We start from the raw sequence: 15,287 nt of genomic DNA, 5'->3' as shown, positions 1-15,287 counted from the left end.
AGCATCCCGCTGGCCCAGACCCAAGGATCCAGCAGCGTGTTCAACACGCCGGTGGCGCCGGCGTCGAGCACTCTTTTGGTGTGCCGGCCTATGGAGTCGCACACTACCCCGACTATCAGGTAGTCGCCCCGATACGAGTGCAACCGGGACAGGTCGGTTGAATTCAGGGCCGGGGCTATCAGCAGATGCTTCCAGGTGACCGTGACCCGCCCCGGATGGGAACGGTGCAGCGTCTGCAGGGAGCGAAGATGCGCCCCCACTAAAGATTCAAGTCCACGAACCACATGAACTGCGGATGTTGTCGTCCTTTCGGCCGAATTGTTTGAATGTGAAATTGTCATCCATGTGCTCCGATCCTGCTGTCTCGCGGCGCGGGAATCGGCTACGCAACATAAATGTTTTATGCTCCCCCGGCGCGCTCTCAGGTTGTTTGCTGCACTCTACTTTACTCCAAAGGGCCCAGTCAACTGTGAAGTTTCTTAGAAACATGGTCGCAGATAGGGTGGCGGTGGGGGCGCCTTGGACGCTTTATTTTGGCTTTTCTGCGGGCAAAAGTCCTAGTCAACGCCACTTTGATCTGCTGTTGATATATTCTTTTGTTTCGGTTGTGTTTCAGGAAATCCTCATTTTTCTAATGAAATGCGAAAGCTGTGTCATGCCTTGCCGGGAGCTTCTTTTGGTTCCTTCTGGGCTGTTTGTGAAAAGGATAATAGGCGGGGATTTAGAAAAGACTTGCTCTATTTTATAGAATGTCTGGAAAATCTCGTTTATACATATTGTTGCTCGCCGGCTGGGGGTGCTGGGAAAGGCGACTGTTTTTGTGATCCTGAAGGCTGCTTCGGGTTTATGCTATATCTCGGCTGGACTCCCGGAGGGCATCTGACTGGTAGAGGTGGCGCGAGCGCGTCTAAAAGTTATCAACACCCCTCTGGCTAGGTGTTTTGCATCTGATCGGGGTTTAAGGATAAGCAGTCTGGGGTATCTTCGGGGTGTTTGAAGGTCTGACGGCTTCGTCGTAAGGCTAGGAGGGGCCGGGCCGGACCGGGATTGATGGGGAATATGCTCCTGATCTGGTATGATGGCGGGCGCTGCGTGCACAGCTGGTTTTCGTGTGCGCGGATGGTTTCTTATGCAACAACCTGCCGTCCCGACGTCCATAACAGTTTCCCCAGGGTGTCGGCTGATGGCGCATCATTAACTTCAGGCATCTAAAAGTGCGCTAATTGATTTCAGTTCTCAGTCGTTGAAAACTGGAGTAGTGACCCGGCGAGGGTGGCAGGCCGCTGCGAGCCCGCGGCCCTCAGAACGCGCTTCAGAATGCGGCGTGGGTGGGTCCAGGGTCGGACTCCTCTGGCAGCGGCTGCTCTCGTGGCGTCACGAAAAGGTGATCCAGGCCCGTCCGCCCCGCGCCATGGGCCATCAGCATCAGGCCGACGACGGCCATCACCGCGTTGTACTCCCAGCCAGAGTCGTGGACGTAGAACGTGCTCGACCTCAGCGTCACGATGATCCCGATGTTCAGGACCATCAGCCCGAAGCTGATCACCCGGGTGGCCAGGCCGAAGATCAGGAAGATGCCGCCGATCACCTCGAAACCGATCAGCAGCCACACCATCAGGGCGGGGTCCGGTATCCCCACCCGCTCCAGGATGTTCGCCTCCTCGGTAATCCCCTCGTTCTGCCAGCGGTGCCATCCATGAGTAACCATCACAACGCCCATGACGATGCGGGTGAGCATCAGGGCGATGTCCTGGAGCACTCGGATGAAGGCCTTCATGGGTTCTCCCTGCGGTCGGTCGTCCAGCCAATCGTATGACATGATTCCATCGCTGGCTCTCGAAAATCTCTGGTAAAATCTCGCAGCCTTCGGGGTGGATGATCCTGAGGCAGCCGGGCGAAGAAAACACCCGGCGAACTCCCGTCACGCGGCACTAGAGTTATGCGTGATGTCCCGTTGTGAATTGCGCTCCCAGGCCGCTCCTCCTGCCCATGGCTGGCGCTGGGTGATGTTCGGGACTCTTGCCAGCGCACTCACGAGCGTCCTGGGCTGGCTGGTGCCACGTCCTGCGGTCACGGTGACCGACTATCTGCTGGCCGGTTTGTTCCTGATCTCCTGTTCGGCACTGCTGCTGGCGTGGTGGCAGGCCGGGCCGCAGTTCCCGCGGCCTGTCATGGCGACGGTGTTGTGGGCTTTGCCGTTGCTGGCCGCCCCGCTGCTCTTTAGCCTCGACGTCAACGCCTACCTGACGCAGGGCTGGATGGTGCTCAACGGGCACGACCCCTATGCCATGACGCTCGGCGAGCCGAGACTGCCAGGGATTGAGGTCGGGGTGGACTGGGTCGAGACCACGTCGGTCTATCCCGCGGGAGCGCTGCTGATCTTCGCGGCTGTCTTCTGGTTGAGCGGCGGTGTGCCGTGGCTGGGGATACTGCTGTTCCGGCTGCTGCACCTGGGGTGCCTGCTGGTGGTGGCCTGGGCGGTCAGGAGGCTTGCGGTGCGCATCGGTGTCCCTACCGGTCCTGCCCTGTGGGCCGGGATCGCCACTCCGCTGCTGGTCTTCCAATGGATCGCCGGAGTGCACAACGACGCGGTGCTGGTGGCCTTGATCGCTCTGGCTGTCGTCGCGGCCCAGCGGGGCGGGTGGTCTGGCCTGCTGCTGGGCGGGGTCCTGATCGGCGCGTCCCTGACCATCAAGCAGTCGGGGGCCGCGGCGGGACTCGGGATCGTGGCCCTGGCGTGGGCGGCCTCGCCAGGACGCTCCTGGGCGCGGCTGGCGGGACGCGCCGCGGCGGCGGGGGCTGCGGCCGTGGCGGTGTTTGCCGCGGTGTCGCTGGGCTCCGGTTTCGGGTTCGGTTGGAGCAACAGCACCGCAGGGAGCCCGCTGGCCGTGATGAACGACTCACCGCTGTCGTGGATCATCCAGGTGATGAAGCTCCTGGCGCTTGACGCATGGGTGACTCCGGCGCAACGCATTCTGACGCTCGTGGCCGGGGTGATGGTGCTGGGGGCCTGGGCTTGGCTCGTGGTGCGTTTCGGGCCCCGGCCCGGTGAGCCCGGACGACCCTGGATCGTCCTGCTCGGGGGTCTGCTGGCTTTCGCGGTCCTCGGGCCGGCGCTACAGCCCTGGTACTTCACCTGGGTGGCGCCCTTCGTGGCCCTGGCTTTTCCCAGCCTGCGCTGGCAGCGGGTCTGGCTCAGCGCCACCATCGTGATCGTGGTGACGTCGTCCGCCCAGGTCGCTTTCGGGCTGCCGGTGCTGGTCCTGGCCACCTGGTGGCTGTGGCACCACATCGACGGGAGGTCCGTCGATGTGCTCGCGGGGCGACCGGGGTATGACGTCAGCGCGACCACGGACTGACGTGGTCCTTTGCGGGCGCGCACTAGTGTCTGCGTATGACCGAGCAACGGTGGAAACGGACTCCTGCTGCATGGGCGGTGCAGGTCCGTGGTCTCGCGAAGCAATTCCGGCGCATCCAGGCCGTCTCAGGACTCGACCTGAACGTTCCCGTGGGTGGCGTCCATGGGCTGCTCGGCCCGAACGGCTCCGGCAAGACCACCACCATCCGGATGCTGCTTGGGCTGATCCGGCCGGACCGTGGCGAGATGCGCATCTTCGACCACGAGGTGCCGTCCGGGCTGCCCGAGGTGATCGACCGGGTGGGAGCCATCGTCGAGAGCCCCAAATTCACTCCCTCCATGAGCCTGCAGCGCAACCTCGAGGTCCTCGCCGCCTCGACGGGGGTGCCGAGACGCCGTGTGACGCAGGTGCTGCTGGAGGTCGGCTTGCGGGGCCGTGCCAAGACGGCTTTCAACACCAGCTCCCTGGGCATGAGGCAGCGGCTCGCGATCGCCGCCACCCTCCTGAAGGAACCCGACCTGTTGATCTTCGACGAGCCCACCAACGGCCTGGACCCTGCCGGCATCCATGAGATCCGCACCACCATCAGGGCGCTCGGTGACGCAGGCCGCACGGTCATCGTCTCCAGCCATCTGCTGGGAGAGATCGAGCAGATCGCCGACTCGGTCTCCATCATGGCGCGGGGACGGGTGATTGCCGCGGGGGAGCTGGAGGAGTTCCTGCACGACGATTCCGAGCACGTGATGGTGGAGATCGGCGATCTGCCAGCGGCGTTCGAGGTGCTGCGGCAGGCCGGGTTCGGCTGCCAGCTCGCCGCCGGGCAGCTGCGTGTCACCCGCGACGAGGGCCTCGACCCGGCCGCCGTCGCCCGGTGTCTGGGGGAGGCTGACCTGTGGCCGACGCACCTGAGCCTCAGACGGTCCAGCCTCGAATCCGTGTTCCTGGAGCTGACTGCGGACGAGGGCCTCACCACCACCCAGGGGAGGGCCGCATGATGCAGAACCTACTGCGCGCTGAGCTACTGAGGATGCTCAGCAGCCGGGTGCTGCTGGCGGTCGCCGTCATCGGGCTTGCGATCGGCTGCTGGGCTGGGGCCGGGATGGCTGAGAACACCAAGCCCTACACCGCCCTCGACTGGGACGAGGCCCGGCGGCAGTCCAACGATGCGCAGATCAACCTCGACGTCGCCTGCGGGTCGGGGGTGCCGACCGCCGGCTGCTCATCCCTCCCCGTGAACATCACAGTCGAGGGTTTCCTGCGTCCCCAGCTGAACTTCGAGGAGCTCGCCATCGCGACCCTCAGGTCGACGTCGCTGGTGGGGCTGTTCGCGGTCGTGGTCCTGATCACGGTGATGGTCGGCTCCGAGTTCACCACCGGATCGATCGGCACCCAGCTGACCTTCACCCCGAGACGGCTGCCGCTGCTGTGGGCCAAGGGCATAACCGCTGCCATCGGAGGCGCCGGCCTGATGGCTTGCTGGTCCGGGGCGGCGATACTGATGAATGTGTTCGCCTTCCTGCTCCTGCATGATGCCGGTGAACTGGTCGCGGGGCCGCAACTGGCAGCCCAGCTGGGACGTTGCCTGCTGGCTGGCCTGGTCTTGGCCGCGATGGCCGCGATGGTGACGATGGCGCTGGCGTCGACGGTGAAAACATGGGTCCTGATCTCCGCAGGCCTGGTGGCATCCCAGCTCCTTGGAACCTCCAGGCCCCTCGGCCAGGTGGCCGGTTTCCTGCCGACCACGAACCTGAGCAGTCTCATCAACGGGGAATGGACCCAGGGCATTTACGGCGCCGACCTCACACTGCATGCCCAGAGCTCAACCCTCAGCTACGGGTATTCCCTCGGATACGCGCTCTTCTGGCTGGCGGTGTTCGGGATCTGGGCGGCGGTCAGCTTCTCACGCCGCGACATTCTCACCTAGGGTCCTGAGCACGGCTGCGACCAGCCGCCGCCCGGTAGGATTGCTGCCTGTGCGATACGTCTCCACCCGTGCCACCGACCACACCACGAGGGCTTTCAGTGACATCCTCCTCGAGGGCCTAGCCCCGGACGGTGGCCTGTACCTTCCCGTCGAATACCCGCAGGTGGGGCCTGACACCCTCGCCAGGTGGCGGGAGGTGCTCGCTGGGGAGGGTTACGCGGCGCTCGCCTTCGAGGTCTGTTCTCTGTTCGCCGACGACATTCCCGCTGGCGACCTGCGTGCCATCTGTGACCGCGCCTACGCCCCTGAGAAGTTCCTGGACCCGGCGATTGTGCCCGTCACTCGGTTTGCGGATGACATGCGGCTGGCGCATCTCAGCAACGGACCGTCGGCTGCGTTCAAGGACATGGCGATGCAGCTGCTGGGGGAGCTGTTCAGCTACGAGCTGGCCCGCCGCGGCGAGCATCTGACGATCCTCGGCGCCACCTCCGGCGACACCGGGTCGGCTGCCGAGTACGCGCTGCTCGGCAAGCCCGGGATACGGGTGGTGATGCTGTCGCCGGCGGATCGCATGACGCCATTCCAGCAGGCCCAGATGTACTCCATCGACGACCCCGGGATCGTCAACCTCGCCGTCGAGGGCGTCTTCGACGACTGCCAGGACCTCGTCAAGGCGGTCAACGCCGACGCCGGCTTCAAGCAACGCCACCGCGTCGGTGCCGTCAACTCGATCAACTGGGCGCGGCTGATGGCCCAGATCGTCTACTACTTCGCGGCCTGGCTGCAGGTCAGCGACGGCGAACCGGTCTCGTTCGCGGTTCCCTCAGGCAATTTCGGCAACATAGCCGCCGGGCACATCGCCCGGCAGATGGGACTTCCCATCGCGAACCTCGTGCTGGCCACCAACGAGAACAACGTCCTCGACGAATTCTTCCGCACCGGCGTCTACCGGATCCGGGGCGCTGGCGAGACACATGCCACCAGTTCGCCGTCGATGGACATCTCCAAGGCGTCGAACTTCGAGCGGTTCGTCGCCGACCTTCTGGGACGCGACGGGGCGCGGGTCGCGGACCTGTTCGGCCGGGAGCTGGCCGAAACCGGCCGGATCGATCTGTCCGGCGAGGATCGTGCCCGGTTCGGTTTCGTCTCCGGTTCCTCCTCCCACGCCGACCGGCTGACCGAGATCCGCAGCGCCTGGGAGGACAGCCAGGTGCTGATCGACCCGCACACCGCCGATGCGGTGCACGTGACCCGGCAGCTCCTGGCCTCTGGCCAGGTGACCGGCCCCGTCGTGGTGCTGGAGACCGCGCTGCCTGTGAAATTCTCCCAGACCATTACCGAGGCGATAGGCATCGTGCCGCCGCGCCCCGACCGTTTCGCCGGCCTGGAGGACCTCCCGCGGCACGTGAAGCGGATCCCGGCCCACATCGGAGCGGTCCGGCAGGCCATCGAGGGGGTGCCGTCCCACGCCGGATGAGGCCTTGTAGGCTGAGAGATCTCATGCCGGTTCATCAAGGAGCATGCCGGTTCATAGGGAGGAAACATGCTGGACTGCGCCATCATTGGGGCTGGCCTAGCGGGCCTCGTGGCTGCTCGCGATCTGCGGAACCGAGGGCTCGGTGTCGTCGTGCTCGAGGCCCGGGATCGTGTCGGGGGGCGTATCGAGAATGGGGTTCTCGCTGACGGTCAGTATGTGGAGTTGGGAGGCCAATGGATTGGCGCCGGGCACGACGCCATCTTCGACCTGGTTGAGCGTTACGGGCTGCGGACCATCGGTATCCCCGCACAGGGCAACCTGGTCGTACGGGTCCATGGGAGGCTGCTGGAAGTGCCCTCCGCCCAGGACGGTGAGGAGTTGACGCCGTTCGAGGTGGCTGATCTCAGCCAGGGCCTGCTGAGGCTGCGGCGTCTCGCCCACCGGCTGGCCGATGACCCCGCCTGGGTGGCCGCCAACGAGGCCTGGCTGCAGCAGAACCTGCGACGCTGGGTGCGGACCAATTTACGCACGGGCGGGGCGCAGGCGCGGTTCGGGGAGGTCTACGAGGCGGCTTTCGGGACGATGGCCCCAGATGCGACGCTGCTGGAGGGGCTGAGGCAGATCAACTCCGGCCCAAGCCTGGAGACGATGATCGCGAACAATGGCGGACTCAACCAGCAGCGGGTGGACGGCGGTATGGCCGCTCTCTGCGAGGCACTCGCCGCGGATCTGGGGGACGCCGTGCGGCTTGGGAACGCCGTCACGAGGATCGGACACGGGGACGTGGCGTCGGTGACCCTCGCCTCGGGCGAGACTATAGAGGCCCGGACCGTGATCTCGACCCTGCCGCCGCGCCTGGCCGTCGCCCTGGAATACGACCCCCCGCTGCCGCAGTGGAGACTCGACGTCGCTCAGAGGGTGGCGCCCGGCAATGTGATCAAGGCGTACCTGGTCTACGAGACGCCGTTCTGGCGGGAGCGCGGGCTGTCAGGCCAGTCGAGCTCTGATGAGGGGGCGGTTCGCGTCACCTTTGACACAACCCTGGCCGCCTCGGAACGCGGCCTGCTGATGGGGTTCTTCGAGGGCAACGAGGCCGGCTCCCTGGCCGCCCGTCCCTTTGAGGACCGGCAGCGCGCGTTCATCGAGTCGGCCATCCGGGCTTTCGGAAGCGAGGCCGCCAAGCCCGTCGAGTACGTCGAACGGGACTGGACGGCCGAGCAGTACACCAGGGGCTGCCACGGGGCACATTTCGCACCCGGGATCTGGACCTCCAGCGGCCCCGTCCTGGCGGCCCCCGACGGCTGCCTCTACTGGGCTGGTGCGGAATACTCCACCAAGTTCAACGGCTACATGGAGGGCGCCGTCCGCTCGGCCGAGGAGGTGGCGGCCACCGTCGCCCTGGCCTTGATCTGAGCGCGGCCAGGAGCAGAGTGCTGTATATTCGAAAGGCGCACTGCTGAGAGAAACACTGCGCCAAGTTGGCATTAAACCGCTTGTCCCTGCCACAATGCTGATATGCGCAAGCATCGTGTTGTGATAATTGGTTCCGGTTTTGGTGGTCTGTTCGCGGCGAAAGCCCTCAAACGTGCTGACGTCGAGGTGACGCTGATAGCGCGAACCACCCATCACCTCTTCCAGCCCCTGCTCTACCAGGTGGCGACCGGCATCCTGTCGGAGGGCGAGATCGCCCCCGCCACCCGCGAGGTGCTGCGCAAGAACAGGAACGTGACGGTGCAGCTCGGTCTCGTGGAGGGGGTCGACGTGGAGGCCAAGCAGGTGCGCTGGCGTTTCCACGGGCTTGAGCAGGTCACCGAGTACGACACGCTGATCGTCGCCGCTGGCGCCGGGCAGTCGTACTTCGGCAACGATCACTTCGCCCGCTACGCGCCCGGCATGAAGACCATCGACGACGCGCTGGAGCTGCGGGCCCGGATCTTCGGGGCATTCGAGCTGGCGGAACTCGCCCCGGAGGGAGAGGACCTGTCCCGGTTCCTGACGTTCGCCGTCGTCGGCGCGGGGCCGACCGGGGTGGAGATGGCCGGGCAGATCCGGGAGCTGGCGTCGAAGACTCTCGTCGGCGAGTTCCGCCGCATCGACCCGAAACAGGCCCGGGTCATCCTCATCGAGGGCGGTCCGCTGGTGCTTCCCAGCTTCGGCGAGGCGCTCGGCGGGTCGGCGCGCAGGTCGCTGGAAAAGCGAGGGGTGGAGATTTGGACGGAGGCGATGGTCACGGAGGTCGACTCGCAGGGCTTCACCGTCAAACGCAAGGACGGCTCCACCGAGCGGGTTGAATCGGTGTGCAAGGTGTGGGCCGCCGGGGTGGCCGCGAACCCGCTGGGCGCGATGCTCGCGGAGCAGACGGGCGCTGAGACCGATCGGGCGGGACGCGTGAAAGTGCAGCCGGACCTCACCCTGCCGGGACACCCTGAGGTGTTCGTGATCGGCGATCTGGCGGCACTCGACGGCGTGCCGGGTGTGGCGCAGGGCGCCATCCAGGAGGCGAAATACGTCGCGAACGCCATCCGTGGCGAGCTGGCCGGAGCACGTCCGCAGGCCCCGTTCAAGTACAAGGACAAGGGATCGATGGCGACGATCTCCCGGTTCTCGGCTGTCGTCAGCATGGGCAAGATCAAGTTCACCGGCTATCCAGCCTGGGCGGCGTGGCTGGTGCTGCACCTGCTCTACATCGCGGGCTTCAAGCAGCGGATGTCGACGCTGCTGCACTGGTTCGTCAGCTTCCTGACCCGTGGCCGGTCGGAGCGGGTCACGACGAACCAGCAGATGGTTGGCCGCCTAGCCCTGGAGAAACTCGGCGAGGGGACCAGCGCCCGTCTGCTAGCCGGTCAGGACTAGGGATTCTGGGTGGCCCCGGTCGTGACGCGTGACGATTCCTGCTAGTCGGAGTGAGATGTGGTTGACGCAGCCCTGGGCCGGGCGCGGCTCGTGTCCCAGGGATTGGTGATCCGTCGCTGGGAGCGGCCCGTCGACGCTGCTGCCGCGTTCGGCGCACAGCAGGGCCAGGACCTGCCTGGTGTGCTGGCGTCGATCGCACTGCGCAGCGACGGTGGCATCGCCGCGGTCCTGGAGGCTTGCGGCCGCGGCGAGATCGTACGCGGCTACCCGATGCGCGGCACCGTCTTCCTCACCGCCACCGCGGACCTGCGGTGGATCACAGAGCTGTGCGCGGAGAAGTCGCTGCGGGAATCGTCGCGCATTATCAAGAGTCGTGGAATCGGTACAGGGCACGTGGAGCGCTCCGCTGCCATCGCCGCCGAGGAGCTGGCCGCTGGGCCCCGCTCCCGCGCACACCTGCATGCTTGCTGGAAGCAGGCTGGCTTGTTGGAGGCAAACGGCGCGAACTACCACCTGACCTTTCAGCACATCGCCTCTGGGACGCTGTGCTACGGCCCCGTCGTCGACGGCGACCAGCACGTTGTCCTCGCCGAGCACTGGCTGCCGCAGGACTCCGGGTTGGAGGGGCGTTTCAACGGTGACCGTGACGCCGCCTGCGCGGAGCTGCTGCGTCGCTACCTGGAGACCCACGGCCCCGCGACGCTCCGGGACTTCTCCTGGTGGTCGAAGCTGCCGCTCGGGCAGATCCGCCGGGCGTTTCCCCTGGTCAGAGACCAGTTTGAGGAGCTGCCCGGTGACGAACCCCGCTACCAGAGGAACGGTTTGGCCGACGAGATGGCGACGATGGGGAGGCGGGCGTCGCGCCCGATCCTGCTGCCGGACTTCGACGAGTTCATCCTGGGCTACCAGGACCGCCTGTTCGCCCTGACCGAGGCCGACCACCGCAAGCTGGTCCCCGGCAACAATGGCTTCTTCCGACGTAGCGCGGTGGCGGGCGGTCGGGTGGTGGGCAGCTGGCAGCGCAAAGGCGCCCCGGGACGCAGGAACCTGGAGCTGACCCCTTTCATCCGCCTCTCCAACCGGGCGATCACAGGTTTCGAGAAGGCATTCAGGTCGTGGCCATTCCTGACAGAGTGAACTCTTGGGCCTGCCCCCGGTGCTTTAGAGCGGAGAACCATGGGGTTTGTGGGCATTACTGGAAAACCCATTTTCGACGGTTTTCATGAAATCCATATCGCTTCAAGGTAAGTAAACCTTGACGGTGAGGCGTATTCATAGGTGATATTTGAGGTGGTGGCGCTGTTCGCCAAGGTCAATTAACCTATGGGCATGAATGTTCCTCCCTCTGTGGCGGCGACTCGGGAACGGGACTCAGGCTGGAGTGTTCCATTAGCTCTGAGCAGGTGCGGAGCGTGCTGTGAGAGCGGCCTGCAGTCGCCTAATCCAGTCCGAAGTTCGCTTGTGAATTAATTGTTGACTAGGCGTTATGAGGTATTTGTGCCGTGTCGGCCGCTGGAGGGTTGCGCTCCGGGATTGCAGTGTTTAAGCTGATGCTTTATAAGGGGGGTCGGCAGAACTATTAATCGGTGCTTGACTCCGGATTCTTTCGGGGCGCACCCGTCCCGGTGACTTGGTCTGGGAGGTTCTGGCCGTGTCTGTAAATATTGTTCTGTGGCTTCTTGTGGTGTTGGCATCAGGCTACTTGTTTGTGCTGTCGACATTTACTCTTGGGGCGATGCTTTGGGCGTGGCGGGACTATCACCGGCCCGTAGCCTCGGGTGCCGCGCCTGAGGGCAAGCTCTCGTTTACTCTCCTCGTGCCGGCTCGGCACGAGGAAGCGGTAATCGGGGCCACGCTTGATGGCCTGGCCTCGCTTGACCATCCTGACTACGAGGTTCTGGTCATCGTCGGTCATGACGACCCCGGCACCGCCCAGGTGGCGGAGGAGGCTGCAGCCCGCCATCCAGGGATAATCCGGGTGATCGTCGACTATCACGAGGAGAAGTCGAAGCCCAAAGCCCTCAACACGGCCTTGGAGTACAGCCGTGGTGACGTGATTGGCATCTTCGATGCTGAGGATGTCGTGCACCCTGGGTTGCTGAGAGCGGTGGAGCGCACCATGCTTGAGGACCGGTCGGCCGCCGTTCAAGCGGGTGTGCAGTTGGTTAACTTTTGGTCGAAATGGTACACGCTACGTAACACGCTAGAATATTATTTCTGGTTCCGCAGCAGGCTGGTTTTCCAGGGGGAGCATGACTTCATTCCCCTTGGCGGCAACACGGTCTTTATGCGCCGCCGGGTTGTGTGCGAACTTGGCGGGTGGGATTCCGACTGCCTTGCCGAAGACTGTGAGATTGGGGTGCGATTATCAAGTCATGGCTTGCCCGTCTCGGTAATATATGATCCAGAAATAGTTACGCGTGAAGAAGCGCCGGTCACCGTAAAGCAGTTCATCAAACAGCGCACGCGATGGAATCAGGGGTTCATCCAGGTGCTGCGCAAGGGGGAGTGGCGGCGGCTTCCAGAACGATCGCAGCGGATGCTGGCTGTGGTCACGCTGCTGACTCCCTTCCTGATTGCGTTCTCGGGCCCATTGCTGTTGCTGTCGCTGGGGTCAATGTTTTTCATACCCTTGCCAGACGGGTGGTCGTTGTTGACTTTCATGCCCATCCTGCCGATGCTCGCGACGCTTTTTGTGGAGTGCGTTGGGCTGCATGACCTGGGGCAGATCGTGGGGCGGCGACCTGGGATCCGTCACTATCTGTTCCTGCTGATTGGCCTGGCGCCATACCAGGCGTTGCTCATATTCGCTGCCGTACGGGCGTGCTGGCGCATGGCCTTTGGGCGCATCTCGTGGGAGAAGACGGCGCATATCGGAGCGCATCTGCAAGCTCCAGCGACGGAGCAGGAGCGCGGAAGCCAGCAGGAACGGGAACTCGCATGAAACCGGCGGCTGTGAAGTTGGAACGACTTGCCCAATCCCAGACCTTGGCTGAGCTGGAGCCTGACCTGTACGAGCGGGTCTCGGAGGAGCCACCAGCACGCCGCAAAGTGCGACTGTCCAAGAGAGCGGTACGTGACCTCATATGGCTGCTTCCGGTGCTGATTGGCTCGGCTGTGCTGCACGCCTGGAATATGCTGCGCTCGCCCATGCCGTTCGACGACGAAGGGACCTACGTTTCGCAGGCGTGGGCGCTCGCGACTCACGGTGAGTTGTCGCACTACACGTACTGGTACGACCATCCCCCGCTGGGATGGATGCTGCTGGCAGCCTGGAACCAGCCGTTCCGGCTGTTCGGCATAGACGAGTGGGTTGCTGGACGGATCGCGATGCTGGTGGTGCACGTGATGTCGTGCGTCCTGCTGTATGCGCTGGCGCGGCGGTTGTCCGCACCACGTTGGGCAGCCGTGATTGCGCCGGTGTTGTTCAGCACGTCGCCAGTGATGATGGACTGGGGCCGGCTGGTGCTGCTGGACAACATCGCTACCCCTTTCCTGCTGGGTGCCTGGCTGCTGGCACTTGACAGGCGACAACGGCTGTCACGTTTCGCAGTCAGCGCGATCCTGCTGGCCTGTGCGGTGCTCACCAAAGAGACGACTCTGCTGTTCGCCCCGGCCATCTTCTGGTCGCTACTGCAATCGGCCCGGTCGCACCGTCGCTATGTGGTGCCGATCTATCTGTGGCTCGTCACCGGTATGGGGCTGGCATACATACTTTTCGCCCTCATGAAGAATGAGCTGTTCGATGGCCCAGGGCATTTGTCGCTGGAGTGGGCTCTGCGCTGGCAGCTGGTGTCGCGCGAGTCATCGGGGTCGATTTTCGACCCGACCAGCGACGTGGCGCTCAAGGTTGCGTCGTGGCTTGAGACGGACGGCATCGTGCTGCTTGCCGGGGTGGTGGCCGCGTTGCTGATCGTCAGATGGTCTCGTCTCCGGCCACTCTCACTGCTGCTGGCTGTGCTGTGGGCAGTGGTGGTGAGGGGCGGATACCTGCCAGGTCCCTACCCGGTGGGTCTCATCTGGCCCTCGGCGCTGGCGGTGGCGTTGTGCTCCGCTCGGCTGCTGGCGTTACTGCGCAAGCTGCGCGTGGGCCGGGCCGTGCGGGCGGGCCTGATCGTTGTGCTTGCCGCCGCGGTGGCGGGGACGGCGGGTCTGGCCGTGACTAAGAGTCAGAAGTATCTTGTCGAGGACAAGGTGTCCCAGTATCGGCAGGCCAAAGAATGGCTGCTGGCAAACACCACAGCCGACGACATAACGATCGTTGACAACTCGTTGTGGTTCGACCTTATCATCGCGGGCCGTCCCCGCAAGAACGTCATCTGGTACCAGAAACCCAACAGTGACACCGAGGTTGACAGCTATCTGACCAACGGTTGGAGAGACATCGACTACGTGGTGCTGACCCTGCCGCTGCGGCAGGAGACATACCGACAGCGCGCCACCGTCAGTGGTGCTCTGGATCACGCGACGCTGGTAGCGCGGTTCGACGAACTTGAGGTGTACAAGGTGAGCCACTGAGCTGCTCCGCAGGGGCCCACCTTGGTTCCCGCCCTCCCCATGACGAGTCCTCAGCGCCGGCGGCGTAGCAGCACATAGGTCACGCCTCCGCCTCCCAGCAGCAGCAGGCCGCTGCCCGCGACGAGGAGCCCCAGTTTCGTGGAGTCCTCTGCGGAGGGCGTGCCCCCACCGGAGGCGGTGGCTGTTGTTCTCGGCTGGCCGGAGACGTCCCCTGACACATTGAGGGAGAAGTTGATCTTTGCGGATATCCCATCCAGGGAGCTGTGTGTGCTCCCCATCTCGAGCACATAGTAGTAATACCCGTCCATAGAGAATCCCCGGCTCTCGCCGAAGTACATTGCGGGCGAATCCCAGCGATTCCGGAACCGCACCTCAGGGACCACTCTGAACTCTGGCTTCTGCTGGACCACGCCCGTCTTCTCAGAAAAGGGGAATCTGGTGGCCGTTACCGCTGAGGAATTCATCTGGCTGAAATCCGGGGCATAGATGTCGGATGCCACATATGCCACGCTCGTCTCTTTGGCGTTGTTGATCACCCTCTGCGGGAGCTCCAGGCTGTCGAGGGAGAAGAGTCCCTGCTGGCCGTAGCCGATTCGTGTCTTGAAGAACATCTTCTTCCCCGCGGGCGCCTCCGTGCTGTAGGTCCCTGAGGAGATCTCGACGGCGTCATCGAAGCCAAGGCCTCCGGTGACCTGCTGGGGAGTCCCTGAGGCCGGGGAGGACCACGAACCGGATTTATTGTCGGGCACCTCGGAAATCCCGTCTGGGAGTTGATCGGCGTTGTCAGCTGGGGGCTCCTCGACTACCCGGATCTCGAAGGGCCTCTCACCGCCGGTCCCGGGCAGGCGTTCCACCTTGTATATCAGCTCGTCGGCTTCAGCGCAGGCCTTCTCCTTCGGGTCCGGGCTGGCCTTCTTGGGATCCAGCTGGGGTGCCAGCAGGGTCTGCGAGACCAGAGTCCCCGTCTTCCTGTCCTGGATGCTGTCCCCGCCCACAGAGCCGCATTGTTCGTCACCGGCCGACAGCTCAAAATGCCAAATGCCTCTATCGCCATATTTTGAGTAGTCCGACTTGGACATGCGAGCGACGGTGTTGACCCGGATCGTCGAGTTCTTCCACTGCCTTTTGACGCGGTAATACAATGCTGTTTTATCTG

Annotated in this window: 11 protein-coding genes; 9 read left to right on the top strand and 2 right to left on the bottom strand. The window is 64.1% G+C overall.

Features of this window, described 5'->3' with window-relative positions; genetic code table 11:
* Nucleotides 1-1,312 precede the first annotated feature (1,312 nt).
* Nucleotides 1,313-1,777: a DoxX family protein gene (locus SK1NUM_RS13135; RefSeq protein ID WP_212322896.1), complete on the bottom strand. Its 465-nt coding sequence runs from the start codon at nucleotides 1,775-1,777 to the stop codon at nucleotides 1,313-1,315.
* Between the two features lie 169 nt (nucleotides 1,778-1,946).
* Between SK1NUM_RS13135 and mptB the strand changes: the two genes are divergently transcribed.
* From mptB to SK1NUM_RS13090, 9 genes are all read left to right on the top strand, one after another.
* Complete coding sequence (gene mptB, locus SK1NUM_RS13130; RefSeq protein ID WP_212322893.1) at nucleotides 1,947-3,359, top strand: polyprenol phosphomannose-dependent alpha 1,6 mannosyltransferase MptB; 1,413 nt, start codon at nucleotides 1,947-1,949, stop codon at nucleotides 3,357-3,359.
* Nucleotides 3,360-3,394: 35 nt separating this feature from the next.
* On the top strand, nucleotides 3,395-4,354 hold the full coding sequence (locus SK1NUM_RS13125) for an ABC transporter ATP-binding protein (protein ID WP_223927606.1): 960 nt from the start codon (nucleotides 3,395-3,397) through the stop codon (nucleotides 4,352-4,354).
* Nucleotides 4,351-5,283 carry a hypothetical protein gene (locus SK1NUM_RS13120; RefSeq protein ID WP_212322890.1) on the top strand — a complete coding sequence of 311 codons (933 nt, stop codon included), beginning with the start codon at nucleotides 4,351-4,353 and terminating at the stop codon, nucleotides 5,281-5,283. The genes SK1NUM_RS13125 and SK1NUM_RS13120 overlap by 4 nt, the downstream gene beginning before the upstream one ends.
* Before the next feature lie 49 nt (nucleotides 5,284-5,332).
* A complete protein-coding gene (gene thrC / locus SK1NUM_RS13115) occupies nucleotides 5,333-6,760 on the top strand; it encodes a threonine synthase (protein ID WP_212322887.1) in 1,428 nt (475 codons plus the stop codon).
* Nucleotides 6,761-6,826: 66 nt separating this feature from the next.
* Nucleotides 6,827-8,173, top strand: coding sequence for a flavin monoamine oxidase family protein (locus SK1NUM_RS13110; RefSeq protein ID WP_212322884.1), 1,347 nt, complete (start codon nucleotides 6,827-6,829; stop codon nucleotides 8,171-8,173).
* 102 nt (nucleotides 8,174-8,275) lie between these two features.
* Entirely contained in the window at nucleotides 8,276-9,613 is a 1,338-nt protein-coding gene (locus SK1NUM_RS13105; protein WP_212322881.1) for an NAD(P)/FAD-dependent oxidoreductase, read from the top strand.
* 57 nt (nucleotides 9,614-9,670) lie between these two features.
* Nucleotides 9,671-10,750, top strand: coding sequence for a winged helix DNA-binding domain-containing protein (locus SK1NUM_RS13100; RefSeq protein WP_212322879.1), 1,080 nt, complete (start codon nucleotides 9,671-9,673; stop codon nucleotides 10,748-10,750).
* Nucleotides 10,751-11,264: 514 nt separating this feature from the next.
* On the top strand, nucleotides 11,265-12,557 hold the full coding sequence (locus SK1NUM_RS13095) for a glycosyltransferase (RefSeq protein WP_212322878.1): 1,293 nt from the start codon (nucleotides 11,265-11,267) through the stop codon (nucleotides 12,555-12,557).
* The gene (locus tag SK1NUM_RS13090) at nucleotides 12,554-14,131 is read left to right on the top strand and encodes an ArnT family glycosyltransferase (protein ID WP_212322876.1); all 1,578 of its coding nucleotides are present in this window, start codon (nucleotides 12,554-12,556) and stop codon (nucleotides 14,129-14,131) included. The genes SK1NUM_RS13095 and SK1NUM_RS13090 overlap by 4 nt, the downstream gene beginning before the upstream one ends.
* Nucleotides 14,132-14,181: 50 nt before the next feature.
* On the opposite strand, the gene SK1NUM_RS13085 is transcribed toward SK1NUM_RS13090, so the two are convergent.
* Nucleotides 14,182-15,126 (bottom strand): hypothetical protein, encoded by a 945-nt coding sequence (locus SK1NUM_RS13085; protein WP_212322874.1) that lies wholly within the window; start codon nucleotides 15,124-15,126, stop codon nucleotides 14,182-14,184.
* Between the last annotated feature and the right edge of the window lie 161 nt (nucleotides 15,127-15,287).

The organism is Arachnia rubra (assembly GCF_019973735.1).
Taxonomy (GTDB): Bacteria; Actinomycetota; Actinomycetes; order Propionibacteriales; family Propionibacteriaceae; genus Arachnia; species Arachnia rubra.
This window is presented reverse-complemented; position numbering and strand designations above follow the sequence as displayed.